Annotated in this window: 12 protein-coding genes; 4 read left to right on the top strand and 8 right to left on the bottom strand. The window is 66.9% G+C overall.

The features are described from left to right. Nucleotides 1-90: 90 nt before the first annotated feature. Together ACFONC_RS08985 and ACFONC_RS08990 are read right to left on the bottom strand one after the other, a co-directional pair. Nucleotides 91-2,175 carry a tetratricopeptide repeat protein gene (locus ACFONC_RS08985; RefSeq protein ID WP_386743393.1) on the bottom strand — a complete coding sequence of 695 codons (2,085 nt, stop codon included), beginning with the start codon at nt 2,173-2,175 and terminating at the stop codon, nt 91-93. Between the two features lie 71 nt (nt 2,176-2,246). Next, nucleotides 2,247-3,101 carry an undecaprenyl-diphosphate phosphatase gene (locus ACFONC_RS08990; RefSeq protein ID WP_386743394.1) on the bottom strand — a complete coding sequence of 285 codons (855 nt, stop codon included), beginning with the start codon at nt 3,099-3,101 and terminating at the stop codon, nt 2,247-2,249. Between the two features lie 335 nt (nt 3,102-3,436). Here ACFONC_RS08990 and glnA point away from each other — a divergent pair, with 335 nt between their 5' ends. Beyond that, nucleotides 3,437-4,846, top strand: a complete 1,410-nt coding sequence (gene glnA / locus ACFONC_RS08995; RefSeq protein ID WP_386743395.1) for a type I glutamate--ammonia ligase — start codon at nt 3,437-3,439, stop codon at nt 4,844-4,846. Between the two features lie 323 nt (nt 4,847-5,169). Continuing rightward, complete coding sequence (locus tag ACFONC_RS09000; protein ID WP_386743396.1) at nt 5,170-5,937, top strand: N-acetylmuramoyl-L-alanine amidase; 768 nt, start codon at nt 5,170-5,172, stop codon at nt 5,935-5,937. Nucleotides 5,938-6,523: 586 nt separating this feature from the next. Here the strand turns inward: ACFONC_RS09000 and ACFONC_RS09005 are convergent. From ACFONC_RS09005 to dsbD, 4 genes are read right to left on the bottom strand one after another with little or no spacing between them, the layout of a single operon-like run. Next, a complete protein-coding gene (locus ACFONC_RS09005) occupies nt 6,524-7,072 on the bottom strand; it encodes a DsrE family protein (protein ID WP_100441018.1) in 549 nt (182 codons plus the stop codon). Further along, entirely contained in the window at nt 7,072-7,902 is an 831-nt protein-coding gene (gene dsbG / locus ACFONC_RS09010; RefSeq protein ID WP_100441019.1) for a thiol:disulfide interchange protein DsbG, read from the bottom strand. Before dsbG ends, ACFONC_RS09005 begins: the two co-directional genes overlap by 1 nt. Beyond that, complete coding sequence (locus ACFONC_RS09015; protein WP_386743397.1) at nt 7,902-8,756, bottom strand: prolipoprotein diacylglyceryl transferase family protein; 855 nt, start codon at nt 8,754-8,756, stop codon at nt 7,902-7,904. Before ACFONC_RS09015 ends, dsbG begins: the two co-directional genes overlap by 1 nt. Next, complete coding sequence (gene dsbD / locus ACFONC_RS09020; RefSeq protein WP_236511795.1) at nt 8,753-10,708, bottom strand: protein-disulfide reductase DsbD; 1,956 nt, start codon at nt 10,706-10,708, stop codon at nt 8,753-8,755. The genes ACFONC_RS09015 and dsbD overlap by 4 nt, the downstream gene beginning before the upstream one ends. A gap of 153 nt (nt 10,709-10,861) precedes the next feature. On the opposite strand from dsbD, the gene ACFONC_RS09025 reads away from it, so the two are divergent. Next, a complete protein-coding gene (locus tag ACFONC_RS09025; RefSeq protein ID WP_100441021.1) occupies nt 10,862-11,527 on the top strand; it encodes a response regulator in 666 nt (221 codons plus the stop codon). Further along, nucleotides 11,524-12,852, top strand: a complete 1,329-nt coding sequence (locus ACFONC_RS09030; protein ID WP_100441022.1) for an ATP-binding protein — start codon at nt 11,524-11,526, stop codon at nt 12,850-12,852. Before ACFONC_RS09025 ends, ACFONC_RS09030 begins: the two co-directional genes overlap by 4 nt. A 39-nt stretch (nt 12,853-12,891) precedes the next feature. Here the strand turns inward: ACFONC_RS09030 and ACFONC_RS09035 are convergent, their stop codons facing one another. Next, entirely contained in the window at nt 12,892-13,656 is a 765-nt protein-coding gene (locus ACFONC_RS09035) for an MBL fold metallo-hydrolase (protein ID WP_236511794.1), read from the bottom strand. Next, complete coding sequence (locus ACFONC_RS09040) at nt 13,653-14,093, bottom strand: fused DSP-PTPase phosphatase/NAD kinase-like protein (protein WP_132986605.1); 441 nt, start codon at nt 14,091-14,093, stop codon at nt 13,653-13,655. Before ACFONC_RS09040 ends, ACFONC_RS09035 begins: the two co-directional genes overlap by 4 nt. Between the last annotated feature and the right edge of the window lie 12 nt (nt 14,094-14,105).

Genomic DNA, 14,105 nt, shown 5'->3' on the forward strand with positions numbered 1-14,105 from the left:
GTGGCCGCCGGCACCGGCAACAACAGCGCCGAAGCAGCCCCTCACGCGCAGCCTGCAGGCGCAACACCAGTCACGCCGCCACGAATCATGTCATGACGACTGCTGCACGGCAGGGGCGGCAGTCGCCGCATCGGCGCCGCCCGGCAGCGGCAACCCCACCTTCCTGCGGAACGCCATGAAGCGCGGGTCATCGTGGTATGGCCGCAGCAGCGGGTCGCCGAACAGGGTGAGCATCATGGTGAGGTCGTACTGTGCCGCGCCGCGTTCCAGCCACTGGAACATTTCGTCCGGCTGCCGGCGCACGGCGTACAGCTGGGCAACGGTGTACGGCGCGGCCTTGCCGTACTGGTCGATGTAGGCCTGCAGTGCGGCATCGGCGACGGCGCGATCGTTGCCGAGTTGTTGCGCCAGCGCCAGCGCTGCTGCTTTCAGGTCCGGATCGATTTCCTGTCCGGCCTCGCGCAGCGCGGTGGCCGCGTCGCCGCGTTCGATCGCGAAGGCGCTGAGCGCGGCATGCGCGTAGGGTAACTCCGGATCCAGCGCCAACGCCTGGTGCACCGCTTGTTCGGCCTCGGCAAGTTGTCCGCTGTAATCCAGCACCAGGGCGGCTTGCAGGTGGTTGGAAGGGTCGTCCGGCGCCATCGCCACCGCCTTGCGCGCGGCTTGCCCGGCGCCGGTGATGTCCCCATGCGCTACCAGCGCAGTCGCCAGCTGCATATGGTTGCGGGGGTTGTCCGGCTCCAGGTCCAGCTGCTTGCGCAGGGCAGCATCCGCGGCGTCGAATTGCCCCAGTTGCTGCAGGGCGTTGCCCATCAACCCGTACCAGTCGCCGCGCAGCGGGTCACTGGCGATGGCCTTGCGGAACAGCGGCAGCGCCGCTTGCGGTTGGCCGGCATTCTTCAACTTGTCGGCAAGTATCACCATCGTCATGCCGTCGTTCGGTGCCATTGCCAGTGCCTTGCGCGCCTCCGCCAGCGCGCCGGCCGGGTCATGGTCCAGGTAATCAAGAAAACTGCTGCGCAGCCCATGCACGAACGCCGATTCCGGCGCCAGCGTGGCCGCACGCTCCAGCGCGGCGCGGGCCTCGGCCAGTATCCGTTGCCGTTCCGCGCCCCCCAGGAACGAGGTACCCAGGACGAGCTTGACCTGGGCCATCGCGCCCCAGGCATAGGCGTATTCGGGGTCGAGTTCGACCGCCCGCTCCATCAGCGCGATGGCCTGCTCGAAGTCCGTCCGGGTCTGGCGCCGTGACTGCTCGCGGCCCTGCAGCAGCAGTTGATACGCATCGACATTGCCGCTGGGCGGCTTCTGCCGATCGATCAACGAAGTGCCGAGCAGCTTGATCTTCAGTGCGTCCGCCACCGCCCGGCCGATCTCGCTCTGGATCGCGAACACGTCCTGCAGCGGCCGGTCATAGGCCTGCGACCACAGCGCGCTGCCGTCGCTGGCGCGGATCAGACTCGCCGTCACCCGCAGCGTGTCGCCCTGCTGGCGCACCGAGCCGGTGACCAGGTTCGCCACGCCCAGCGCCGCGCCGATCTGCGCCGGCGAGTCCTTCGAATCGCGGAACTTGAAGCTGGAGTATTTGCCGATCACCTTGAGATCGGCCAGTTGGGTCAGCGCGGTGATCAGTTCCTCGGACAGTCCGTCCGAGAAGTACGCCTGCTCCGGGTCACCGCTTTCGTTGGTGAACGGCAGCACCGCGACCGACTTCGCCGGCACTTTGGCGAGTTCGGCGGCAACGGCCTTCGCGTCGGACCGGTCGGCCACGCTGGTGGCGTCGCGCCGCAACACGAAGGTGTTGGTGACCAGCAGTACCACCGCGACGGCGAGCACGCCGATGATCCAGAAATCCAGCTTGCGGCCGGTACTGTGCGTGATCGAGTCGCCCGGTGCGACCTCCGATTCGCGCTTCAGGCCCTGTGGCGTGAATTCGTAGAACCACGCGAACGCGATCCAGAACGGGAAACCGATGCAACAGGCGATCACGAACCAGCGCGTCCCCCAGTCCGGCATGCCGAACGCCGGCCCCAGCTGCGCGATGCCCTGCGCCAGCGCCCACGCCGCGCCGATGTAAAGCACGCCCGCGCGCAGCACGTTGCGGCGCTTGAGTTCGGCGAAGAAGCCGCCGGAGGCGCGGCTGGCCGCTGCCGGTTCGCCCTGACCTGCTTCCATCCGCGGCCCCCCAGTGCGCTATCCGGAACTCCAACGCAGGTACCCCCGCCAGGCGGCCAGCATCGCTTGCCTCAGACCGTTGCCGGCAACCACAGCAACAGCGCCGCGCCCAGCGCCACGCGGTACACGGCGAACGCGGTGAAGCGGTGCGACTGGATGTAGCGCAGCAGCCATTTGACCGAGATGAAGGCGGTGATCGCCGAGGCGACGAAGGCGACGGCCAGTGCGGTCCAGTCCTCGTTCGCCGCCTCGCCGCTGCCGATCACGTCGACCAGCTCGTAGGCGGTGGCCGCGAACATGGTCGGGATGCCGACCAGGAACGCGAACTCGGTTGCCGCCACCCGGCTGGTGGTGCCGAACAGCAGCGCCACGAAGATCGTCGCCGCCGAGCGCGAGGTGCCCGGGAACACGCCCGCCACCACCTGCGCGATGCCGACCAGGATCGCCACCGTCCAGCTGATCGCTGTGCGCTCGCCCAGCGCCTGCGCGCGCTTGGCCGCGAAGTGCTCGGCGGCCACCATCCACACGCCGCCGAGGATCAGTGCCCAGGCGATCGGCTGGACCCGGTCCGGCAGCTCGAAACCCAGCTGCTTGACGACCACCCCCAGCACGCAGGTCACGCCGAAGGCGACCCCGAGCTTGAGCGCGTAGTCGCGCGCCTGCGCCGGGTCCAGCGTGATGCCGGCCGGATCGTGCGTGGCCGGGGCGCGCCGGCCGAAAAAGCCCATCGCCAGGTCCCACAGCCGCTGCCGGTAGATCAGCGCGATGGCGAGGATGGCGCCAGCCTGGATCGAGATGTTGAACAGGTCGCTGCGGTGGCCCAGCCAGTGCTGGGCGATCAGCAGGTGCCCGGTGCTGGAGATCGGCAGGAACTCGGTGATGCCTTCGATGATGCCAAGCAGCAGGGCGGCGAGCAGGTCGGTCACGGCGGGCCAGGGGTGGAGGCAGGCGGGACAGGATACGGGAGCGCCGCCAGGTTCCGGCCGTCACTCGCCGTAGGATGGGTAGAGCGAAGCGAAACCCATCATCCCGCGCATCTGGGCATGCCGATGGGTTTCGCTTCGCTCTACCCATCCTACGTAGCTCCGAGCAGCCGAAGATCTGCATCAATTTGGTGCTAATGGCGAACAGATCGCACCAACAAGGTGCAAAAGGATCAAATTCATCCCTTGTTTCTCAACAAAATCAACAGCTTGCAATCCATCCCGCCTTGGCACGCCACTTGCAATATCCAAGGCAACCTCCCAGCCGGCCACCCGCCATGTCCATCGAAAACATCGAAAAACTCATCGCCGACCATCGCGTCGAATTCGTCGACCTGCGCTTCTCCGACATGCGCGGCGTGCAGCACCACGTCACGTTCCCGAAGTCGATCATCGAGCCGGGCCTGTTCGAGGACGGCAAGATGTTCGACGGCTCCTCGATAGGCGGCTGGCGCGGCATCCACCAGTCCGACATGGTGCTGCTGCCCGACCCGGACACCGCCTTCCTCGATCCGTTCACCGCCGATCCCACGCTCGTGCTGACCTGCGACGTGCTCGACCCGACCACGATGCAGGCCTACACCCGCGACCCGCGCGGCATCGCGCGCCGCGCCGAGGCGTTCCTCAAGTCCAGCGGCATCGCCGAACAGGCGTTCTTCGGCCCGGAGCCGGAGTTCTTCATCTTCGACTCGGTGCGCTACGCCAACGAGATGGGCCACACCTTCTTCCACATCGATTCGGAAGAGGCGCACTGGAACTCCTCGCGCGAGTACGCCGGCGGCAACACCGGCTACCGGCCGGGCATCAAGGGCGGCTACTTCCCGGTCGCGCCGCTCGATTCGCTGCACGACATCCGCGCCGAGATGTGCAAGACGCTCGAGGCGGTCGGCATCGAGGTGGAAGTGCACCACCACGAGGTCGCCAACGCCGGCCAGTGCGAGATCGGCACCAAGTTCAACTCGCTGGTGAAGAAGGCCGACGAGCTGCTGACCACCAAGTACGTGATCAAGAACGTCGCCCACCGCAACGGCAAGACCGCGACCTTCATGCCCAAGCCGATCGTCGGCGACAACGGCAGCGGCATGCACGTGCACCAGTCGCTGGCCAAGGGCGGGGTGAACCTGTTCAACGGCGACGGCTACGGCGGCCTGAGCCAGACCGCGCTGTGGTACATCGGCGGCATCTTCAAGCACGCGCGTGCGATCAATGCCTTCGCCAACTCCACCACCAACTCCTACAAGCGCCTGGTGCCGGGCTTCGAGGCGCCGGTGATGCTGGCGTACTCGGCGTCGAACCGCTCGGCGAGCTGCCGCATCCCGTACGTCGCCAACCCCAAGGCGCGCCGCATCGAAGTGCGCTTCCCGGACCCGATGAACTCCGGCTACCTGATCTTCACCGCGCTGATGATGGCCGGCCTGGACGGCATCAAGAACCAGATCGACCCGGGCGGCCCCAGCGACAAGGACCTGTACGACCTGCCGCCGGAAGAAGAGAAGAACATCCCGACCGTGTGCCACTCGCTCGACCAGGCGCTCGAAGCCCTCGACGCCGACCGCGAGTTCCTCAAGGCCGGCGGCGTGATGACCGACGACTTCATCGACGCCTACATCGGGTTGAAGATGAAGGAAGTCACGGCGTTCCGCGCCGCGACGCATCCGCTCGAGTACCAGATGTACTACGCGATCTAGGCAAAGGCGGGAATGGGGAACAGGGAATGGGGAATGCGAGATGCGTTCCCCGTTTCATTGCACCTCGTACACGCACCCGTAGGAGCGGCGGAAGCCGCGAGCCCTTGCCGTTGCCCCTCCCCCTGCGAAGGCAGGGGGAGGCTGGGAGGGGGTGCCCACGTCTCAGACGATGCCAACGACAGGCTCTTGCAGGAGCGGCGCGAGCCGCGAGCTTTCCCCGCGGCCGCCGACGAGCTCGCGGCTTCCGCCGCTCCTACAAACGCTTTTCGATCCGGATTCACCGCGTGGTTGCAATCAGCCCGCCCGCGCGCTGCAATGCCCCCATGCCGATCCGACGCCTGACCCTCCTCGCCCTGCTGGCCATCGCGCTGTCGGCCTGCAGCCACGCCCCGCCGCGCAATCCGATGGCGCAGTGGGTGCCGTCGCCGAACTTCGACGAGCGGCGCCCGGTCATCATCGTCGTGCACTACACCGAGCAGGAATCGGTCGAGCAGAGCCTGCACACGCTGCGTACGCGCAACAGCGGCGGGCCGGTCAGCTCGCACTACCTGGTCGGTGACGACGGCGCGATCTACCAGCTGGTCGCCGATGCCCACCGCGCCTGGCACGCCGGCGGCGGGCGCTGGGGCACGATCACCGACCTCAATTCGGCCTCGATTGGCATCGAGATCGACAACGACGGCCGCGAGCCCTTCACCGAGCCGCAGGTGCAGGCGGTGCTGCGCCTGCTCGACGACCTCACCGCGCGCCTGCGTATCCCGCGCACGCAGGTGATCGGGCACTCGGACCTTGCGCCCACGCGCAAGATCGACCCGGGTCCGCTGTTCCCATGGAAGCGGCTGGCCGAAGCCGGCTTCGGGATCTGGCCGGCGGACGACGCGCCGCCGGCGCCGGAAGGCTTCGATGCGATGCGTGCGCTGCGGCTGGTGGGCTACGACACCACGGATCCCGAAGCCGTGGTCCGTGCGTTCCGGCTGCACTTCCGTGGTGACGCGCAGACGGTCCTGGACGAAGAGGACCTGCGGATCCTGCATGCGCTGACGCTGCCGGACGGGGCGGGGCTGCTGGCGCCGATGCCCGCGGACCGCTGATCGAGCCTGCCAGGCGCTTGCCTGGTGGCCAAGATTCCAAAAGCGGTGCCTCTAGAACACCATAGTCGGTGCCTCTGTTGGCCAGCGACCGCACAGACTATGCGCTTTAGAATGCCAGCTTACCTAGAATCCCATATAAATCATGCGTTTACCGTGGTCAAAGGGCTGGGTTGAAACTGCATAGTTTGTACGGGCTCCGCCGCATGAGGCACGCCGCCGCTTCAGCCATGCCCTGCTCGGAGGCTCTCGTGGTAAATGAAACTAGAGCATCGCAAGTGCTGCAGCACTCCGATGGTCAGTCGAACTTCGCGTCAGAACGCGATCCTTGAACGGCGACCATCTTGGGCCGCTTACGACCCAAAGCGGACATCGCTGGCTCCAAGTCTCCGTCGCGGTCGACTGATTCTCGTGATCAACGCTTCGACCGCATACCTAGAAGCGGTACAGGAGCCGACCCTGGAGCAGCTGGCCGGCGAGCCCCCCCTCAGTGACTGCCGACGAACTCCTATTGCGGAAGGCACCGAGATCGGTGTCCGGAGACCATCGCTGGGCACAGTCGATTCAGCCAGCGGCGTCTGCTGCTGGTTCACAGCGGAACCAGCGCATAGCCTTGCTGCTGCAGCGTGATGATGCTGGTCAACGCCGAAAGCGATATTGCGATGCTGGGTGCCAGCGAGTTGCTGTCCAGCTGCCGGGAGTGCAAGGCCTGGCCGCACACGAACATTTGCACTCCCGCCGCCGACAGTTGCGCGATCAGCCCGAGGTTCGGGTTAGCGACCCCATGGCGGACGCGGTACGCGGGATCAGCCAGCGCTGAATCCGTTGCTCCTTCGCTGAGCAGCACGACGAAGTCCAACTGCTTCTTCGTCACTCCGCTTGCCTTGAGCAGGTTGACGGCGCGCGCGACCCGCTCCAAGCCCGGATCCGTCGCAGCGGGTGAAGCCGGCGCCACGGTCAGGCTGAATACCGCCCGCCGGCGCATTTTCGGGTCGGGTTGGTGGGCGGCGTCCGGCAGGACGATCGCTTTGCCATGCATGGCGATAGTGTGGGCGGGAGACGTCGCCGGCGTCGCCGCCTGCGCGAAGTAGGTCATGCCCGCCAGCACCAGGCCCAATAGCAAGGATGTGCCCCGCATCAGCGCGGTCCGAGCACGGTGGCCAGGTCATCTGGTGCCGGCATGCCGGCTCGGCGCTGGACCGTGCCGTTGTCGTCGCGGAACAGGATGCCCGGCGTGCCTTGGAACCCTAGTTGGACCATCAGTCTTTGGTTCGCATCGAGGGTGGCGCGCACATTGGCGGGCACGGAGGCCGCCGGCTTGATGCCGCCTGAGCTGTAGCTGGTTTCATTGCGACGGAGCGCCTCCGACGGCGAGCTGGCGGTCATGATCGTGGCAACCTTGTTGGCGCTGTCCGGACGGATCACACCGACCATGATGTGCCGCAGTTGCACCTTGCCCGAATCCACCCACGGCCGCGCTGCACTCCAGAACTTGTTGCAGAACGGGCAGTTCGGGTCGCTGAACGTGTAGATCACGCGGGGCGCATCGGCCTTTCCGTCGGCGATCCATTCGCTCGCCTCCAGCAGTGCCCAGGTGCGGGCCGACATCGGACCGGCGACAAGTCGCTGCAGCGCCTCGGCGCCGATGTCCTCGCCCTTTGCATTGATCAGCGTCCCAACGACGGCATGTTCGCCTTCGTTGGTCGCGTATACCGCCACGGGCTGCTGGCCTGCGACGCCTGCAAAGCCGCGAAGACCCGATGGGGCGTCGAACTCGCCGAGCACTTCGAAACCCTGGGCTTCAATGGCTTCGATCACGGCGGGCCTTTCAGTCTCCGGGTTGCTGGTGGCGTTCGTTGGGACAGCCGGTGCGGTGGAAACCGACTTTTCCTCGGCGGCCTGACTGCAACCGGTGGCGAGCAGCAGGGCGGACGAAAGCAGTATTGCAGTGGGGTTCACTCGTGCCATCACGGCACCTCCTTGGTTGGAAGGGTTGGGGGACTCGATGAGGGCGCAGCACCGAAGCGCCGCAGCTTTACGGCAAGGCTCGCATTCGAGAGTTCGCCCATGTGGGTGTCCACAAGCCGGCCGTCGGCATCGAAGAACAGCGTCGTTGGCAGGCCGCGCGAGCCGGACTCCTGCATTACGGACGAGAATGGATCGAGCAGCACATTGCTCAGTTGCAGGTGACTCTCGCGCAGGTAGTCACGGATCTCCGATTCGGATTCCCCCTGATTGACGAAGACGAACGTCACGTCGCCGCGTTCTTCCTGCGCCTTGGCCAGGACCGGCATTTCGCGGCGACACGGCGGGCACCACGTCGCCCACAGGTTCACGACCATCGGCTCGCCGGTCATCGCCGAAAGCTTCGTGCTGCCGCCGTCGAGCGTGCTCAGTTCGGTCGCCGGCAGTTTCACCACCGACTGCTGCATCAACAGCAGCGCGCCACCGAGAACGGCCCAGGAAGCCAGCCCTGCGATCGCACCGAACAGCAGCGGACGTCGCAGCGCGGGAGCGTTTCGCGCTCGCCATGCGCCGAATGCGAGGCCCGCGAGCACGCCCGCCCAGATCGAGAAGCCGCCGTCGCCGATGCGGACAATTGACCACGGATCCGCGAGGTACTGCGGCCACCATGCGAGCACGAAGGCTAGCCGCGCCGCGAGCACGCCGACCATCAGCATGTCGAGGAACGTCGAAAGCGGCTTGATCGCGGGTTGCCCGGGCAAGGGCACAACGAACTGCCGGGCGACCAGTGCGGCAATCGCGAGTGCGACCAGCAGCACCACCAGGGACATGGGAAACGGGCCAAGACTGACCATCATTGCGCTCCTTGCTGGACGCGCTGCAGGCGGGCCAGGAATGCTTCGGGGGTGATCTCGCCCACCGTGCGCTCGGCGCGGTGTTCTTGGCCGTCGGGTCCGATGAGCAGCAACGTCGGCGGACCGGCCACCTGCCATGCCTTCATCAATGCCCGATCGGCCACATCGTTGGCGGTGACGTCGGGCCTCACGACCTGCATGCCGGCGAGCATCGATGCCACCTGCGGATCACCGAACACTTCCCGTTCGATGACATGGCAGGAAACGCACCAGTCGGCGTAGAAATCGACCAGCGTCCATTGGCCTCGCGCACCGGCTTCGGCGATGCGACGTGAAAGGTCGTCGGCCGTCTTGGCTTGGACGAAGGCGACCGTCGGCGCGGCTGTCTGCGCACTCGCATCGCCGGCACCGAGTCGTTCCAGGGGGCGCCACGGATCGCCGGAGCCGCTGGCACCGCCAATCATGAGTGCCAGTGCCCAGACCGCCGACGCGGCTGCAAAATAGCGCGGCAGCCACAGGCGCAGCGGGCCGCTTGCAGGCGGTGCGACCAGGGCCAGGAAACCCGCCGCCACGCCGAGCAGCCAGGCGCCCCATAGCACCAGCGCCGTCGCCGGTGCCAGCACCCGCGCCAGCATCGATATCGCCAACGCCAGCAGGACGTAGCCGAAGACCGCCTTGACGCGATCCATCCACGCGCCGGGGCGCGGCAGGATGCGTGCGCCGAACACCGCAATCGCGAGCAGGGGCAATCCCATGCCCAGCCCAAGCGCGAACAGCGCCAGGCCGCCGGTCAGCGCGCTGCCGGACTGGCTGATGTAGAGCAGCGCGCCGGCAAGTGGCGCAGTCATGCACGGTCCCACCAGCAGCGCGGACAGGAACCCGAGCGCGGCGGCGCCAGCGAGCGTGCCGCCGCGCTGCTGGCGACCGGCGCGATCCAGGCGGTTGCCGAGCCACGCCGGCAACTGCAGCTCGAACGCACCGAACATCGACAGCGCAAGCACCACGAACACCGCCGCGAAGGCGCCCAACAGCCACGGGTTCTGCAAGGCCGCCTGCAGGTTGGCACCGGCGATCCCGGCGGCCACGCCGAGCGCGGCGTAGGTCAACGCCATCGGCAGAACGTAGGCCACCGACAAGGCGAGCGCACGCCGCGTGGTCGGCTGTCCGCCAACGATCAGGCTGGAAACGATCGGGATCATCGGCAGCGTGCACGGCGTGAACGCGAGCAGCAGCCCCATGCCGAAGAACACCGCGACCGACGCGAACAGGCTGGCATCGGCGAGGCGGCTGGCGAAGCGCTGGTCCTCGCCGGCAACGGAAGGCGCCGGGGCGGCCTCCCTGATCGAGCCCGTGACGGATGATGCGCCGACGCCTGCCGAGTTTTGTGCGACGGAGGCCGCAGAGGGGGAGGTGGGCGGCTGCGGGGCGCTGTCGCTTGTCGCCTTTTCCGAGGGCGGCGTCGTCGCTGCGGTGTCCACAGCGGCATTGGTTGCCGGTGGCGTCTCGACCGATGGCAGATCGACCGGCATGGTCTGCGGCGGATAGCAGATGCCGGCATCTGCGCAGCCCTGCCAATGCAGCGTCGCCGAGCGTGCGTCGCCACCATTGACTATGATTTCGACAGTGTCGTAATAGACCTCGGTGCGGCCGAAGAACTCGTCGGTTTTCGCCCTGCCGTTCGACAACTGCAGCGGCAACGCCTTGCCGCCGTCGAGAACAACGCTCAGGCGGTGTCGATAGAGGTAGTAGCCCGGCGCGATAGTGCCGCTCAGCCGGGTCGCGCCATCCTTCACGGCCGTTGCCTCGACCCTGAACACCTCGCTGACCTCGAGGAACTCGGGCTGCTGCTGCCCGCTCGGTGGTGCGAGCCAGCCTTGCGCCATCGCGGGCACGGGAACCGCCAACATCGGCAACATCAACAGGCTTAGCAACAACCGGCGCAGCAACAGCATCATTCAGTACTCCGGAGATCCAGGCCGGCCACGATGAAGGCGCGCGATTAAGTCACGATTAAAGGCCCCCCAGGCTGGAGCCATGACCCGGCGGTGGCGACGCCGGGTACCCTGCGCTAGGGTGCAGCGCGCATCTGGTTTCCGGAGTTGGCATCAATGAGGATCCTGGTCGTTGAGGACGACGAATTGATCGCCCGGGGCATAGTCTCCGGTCTTCGGGCTTTTGGAATGACAGCCGATCGCGTGGAGAGCGTCGCGCACGCCGAACTCGCGCGACAGACGACCCATTGCGACGCGATGGTGCTGGACCTTGGGCTGCCCGACGAGGACGGTATGCAGCTGCTGGTGCGCATGCGCCAGAGCGGTGATGAATTGCCGGTGCTGCTGCTGACCGCGCGCGATGCGGTGGAAGATCGCATCGCCGGCCTGCAAGGCGGCGCCGACGACTATCTGGTCAAACCGTTCGATCTCGGCGAGCTCGTGGCACGGCTGCACGCCTTGTCGAGGCGTGCCGCTGGCCGCAGCGTGAACCTAATCGAAGCCGGTTCACTGGCGCTGGATCCCGCCAGTGGGCAGGCTTGGCTCGACGGCATACCCGTCGACCTGTCGCGTCGCGAGACCGCACTGCTCGCCAGCCTGATGCAGGCAGGCGGGCGCTGCCTGTCCGGCGAACAGCTCAAGGATAGCCTGTACGGTTTCGAACAGGAGGTCGGCAGCAACGCAATCAACGTGCACATCCATCACCTGCGCCGGAAACTCGGTGCCGATGTCATTCAAACCGTGCGCGGACTCGGATATCGGTTCGGCAGGGCCGAGCCATGAGCCTGCGATTCCGCCTGGTGCTGACAATCGGCATCGCCTTGGCGGTGCTGTGGAGCGTGGCGGCGGCGTGGATGCTGCGTGACCTCGATCGCAACCTGCAGCATACCCTCGACGACCGGCTGGCGATGTCGGCACGCATGGTGTCCGGACTGCTGGCGCAGGGCGCGTTGGTGGGCGCCTCGCCGGTAGCGGCGGCTGATGCGGTGACCGTTGCCGGCAGTCGCGGGATGGCGTGCCAGATACGCTCGCTGCGTGGGGAGGTGATCGCCACCACCCAGGGCGCATCCAGCGCACTGATGGCGACCGACGCGCCGGGCTATCGCACGCGTGAGATCGAGGGTACGGCGTGGCGTACCTACACGCTGGAGGCGAACGGTTACAGCATTACCACTGCCGACAGTCTCGGTGAGCGTGCCGAACTGAGCCGCCAGATCGCGCTGGCGGCCGGGCTGCCGTTCCTGATTGCCGCGGTGGGTGGCTTGCTTGCGTTGTGGCTGGGCGCGGGCCGTGCGCTCGCGCCGCTCGATCGGCTGCGTCGCACGCTTGCGCAACGCCAGCCCGATGCCGACGAGCCCCTCGACGCGCAACCAATGCCGGGCGAACTCCGGCCATTGGTCGAATCCCTCAACCACCTGCTGCAGCGCGTTTCCGACGCGGTGTCACGAGAGCGCAGCTTCACCAACCATGCTGCGCACGAACTGCGCACACCCTTGACTGCGATCGACACTCACCTGCAGGTTGCGCGGCTGACTGGTGGCGAGGACTCACGACGTGCGCTGGCCGATGCCGGTGAAGGCGTGCAGCGTATGCGTGCGACGCTGGACCAGTTGCTGATGCTGGCGCGGGTCGAAGGACGGCTGCCGTTCGACGACGGACAGTGGATCACCGCCGCGCAGGTGGTGGAGCAGGCGGTGGCGGCCAGCAGTCCGGCGGCCAATGGCCGGGTCGTTGTCGTGGCTGGAAGCGGTAGTCAGGCGGTGCCGGCGGTGCCTCCCGCGCTGTCCGTGGCGGCGTTGCGCAACCTCGTCGACAACGCGTTGCGCTATTCGCCTCCGGGAAGTGCCGTAGACCTTGTTGCTGATGCCGATGCCACCACGGTACGGTTCCGTCTGACCGATCGTGGCGCTGGTCTCGAACCTGACGAGTACCGGCAGGCGACGCAACGGTTCTGGCGAGGACGCGCGACCGGCAGCGCAGGAGGCAGCGGGTTGGGGTTGACGATCGTCGAGGCAATCGCCGAGCGTCATGGCGGGTACGTGGTCTTGCGTCCCAGGGAGGGAGGTGGGACGGTCGCGGAGCTCGTCCTGCCGAGGCAGGACGGTTAGATTCGGCGGCCGTGGAATGCCTCCAACCCCCGACCCTCGCTAACCTTGGGGGCTTTCCGCCATTTCCTGACAGTACTGGCGAAGGTGCTCCGGCAGGTCCGGAGGACACTGCCCGCACGCCTTGTTACCCGGCACGGCATAGTCGATGAACTTCGGGTATGGCAGGTTCAGGTTTTCCATCAGCTCGATGAAATCCTCGAGCGTGCGTTCGGCGCCGAGCCGCGGGTTGCGCTGCTTCTCCTGCGCGATGCTCGATACCCACCGCCCCTGGTAGTCATGCGCCGGGTACACGAGCGTCTCGCCCGGGAGGCCGAACAGCCGACCGCGTACGCTCTCGTACAGTTCACGCGCGTCGCCGCTCTGGAAGTCCGTACGGCCGCAGCCGTCGATCAGCAGCGCGTCGCCGGTGAACACGCGGTCATTCATCACCAACGCGAAGTGGTTGTCGGTGTGGCCGGGCGTATGCATCGGGTCTATGCGCACGCCGCCGACCTGCAGGGGGACGCCGTCTTCCATCGGCACGTCGGTACAGGACAATGCATCGAGCGCGGGGGTAGCGATGCGGCTGCCTACCTCCCGCCGGAGCATCGACGCCGACGTGATGTGATCTGCATGAATGTGCGTGTCGATCGTCATGACGAGCTTCAGACCGAGCTCGTTGACTACCTGCAGGTCGCGCTGCCAGGCGGGCATCACCGGATCCACGAGGGCGGCTTCGCGCGTTTCGGGGCAGGCGATCAGATAGGTGTAGGTCGAAGACACCGGCTCGAAGAGCTGGCGGAAGATGGTGGCGGGACCGATCATGACCGGGCTCCTTCTTTTTCCGCGAGCGCCACTACGGCCGGCTCCAGCGTCGCCAGACCGGCCTCACGGCCGCGCTTGAGTGCCGCTTCCAGCGAGCAGCCGCGGTTAAGTGTCGCGTCAAGCGCGATCATTGCGCCCACGCGGTTGGAACTCGCGCAATGGATCAGGACCCCGCCTTCGCGGCGCGCATCGTCCAGCGTCTGGCCGAACTCGCGCACCCGGGCTCGGTCGAGATCGGCGGCGCCGGCGATCGGCAGCGACACGTAGTTCAGGCCGAGCCGGGCGGCCTCGGCGGCTTCGTCATATTCCGTGGGCTCGTCCGGGGCACGCAGGTTGATAACCGTGCGCACGCCCTCGCGCACGAGTTCGGCCAGATGCGCCGGCGTGGGCTGCCCACCGGCGTAGTGATCTTCAGCGAAGCGCCAGGGTGTGTTCATGGGAGCCTCCGG

The sequence above is a fragment of the Luteimonas soli genome, assembly GCF_042648865.1.
GTDB lineage: Bacteria > Pseudomonadota > Gammaproteobacteria > Xanthomonadales > Xanthomonadaceae > Luteimonas > Luteimonas soli.

Bases quoted from the DNA above. Each gene is read 5' to 3' on its own strand.
- ACFONC_RS09040 (WP_132986605.1), bottom strand. From the start codon at position 14,093: ATGAACACACCCTGGCGCTTCGCTGAAGATCACTACGCCGGTGGGCAG.
- ACFONC_RS09030 (WP_100441022.1), top strand. From the start codon at position 11,524: ATGAGCCTGCGATTCCGCCTGGTGCTGACAATCGGCATCGCCTTGGCG.
- ACFONC_RS09035 (WP_236511794.1), bottom strand. From the start codon at position 13,656: ATGATCGGTCCCGCCACCATCTTCCGCCAGCTCTTCGAGCCGGTGTCT.
- ACFONC_RS08985 (WP_386743393.1), bottom strand. From the start codon at position 2,175: ATGGAAGCAGGTCAGGGCGAACCGGCAGCGGCCAGCCGCGCCTCCGGC.
- ACFONC_RS09000 (WP_386743396.1), top strand. From the start codon at position 5,170: ATGCCGATCCGACGCCTGACCCTCCTCGCCCTGCTGGCCATCGCGCTG.
- dsbD (WP_236511795.1), bottom strand. From the start codon at position 10,708: ATGATGCTGTTGCTGCGCCGGTTGTTGCTAAGCCTGTTGATGTTGCCG.
- glnA (WP_386743395.1), top strand. From the start codon at position 3,437: ATGTCCATCGAAAACATCGAAAAACTCATCGCCGACCATCGCGTCGAA.
- ACFONC_RS09015 (WP_386743397.1), bottom strand. From the start codon at position 8,756: ATGATGGTCAGTCTTGGCCCGTTTCCCATGTCCCTGGTGGTGCTGCTG.
- dsbG (WP_100441019.1), bottom strand. From the start codon at position 7,902: ATGGCACGAGTGAACCCCACTGCAATACTGCTTTCGTCCGCCCTGCTG.
- ACFONC_RS09025 (WP_100441021.1), top strand. From the start codon at position 10,862: ATGAGGATCCTGGTCGTTGAGGACGACGAATTGATCGCCCGGGGCATA.
- ACFONC_RS09005 (WP_100441018.1), bottom strand. From the start codon at position 7,072: ATGCGGGGCACATCCTTGCTATTGGGCCTGGTGCTGGCGGGCATGACC.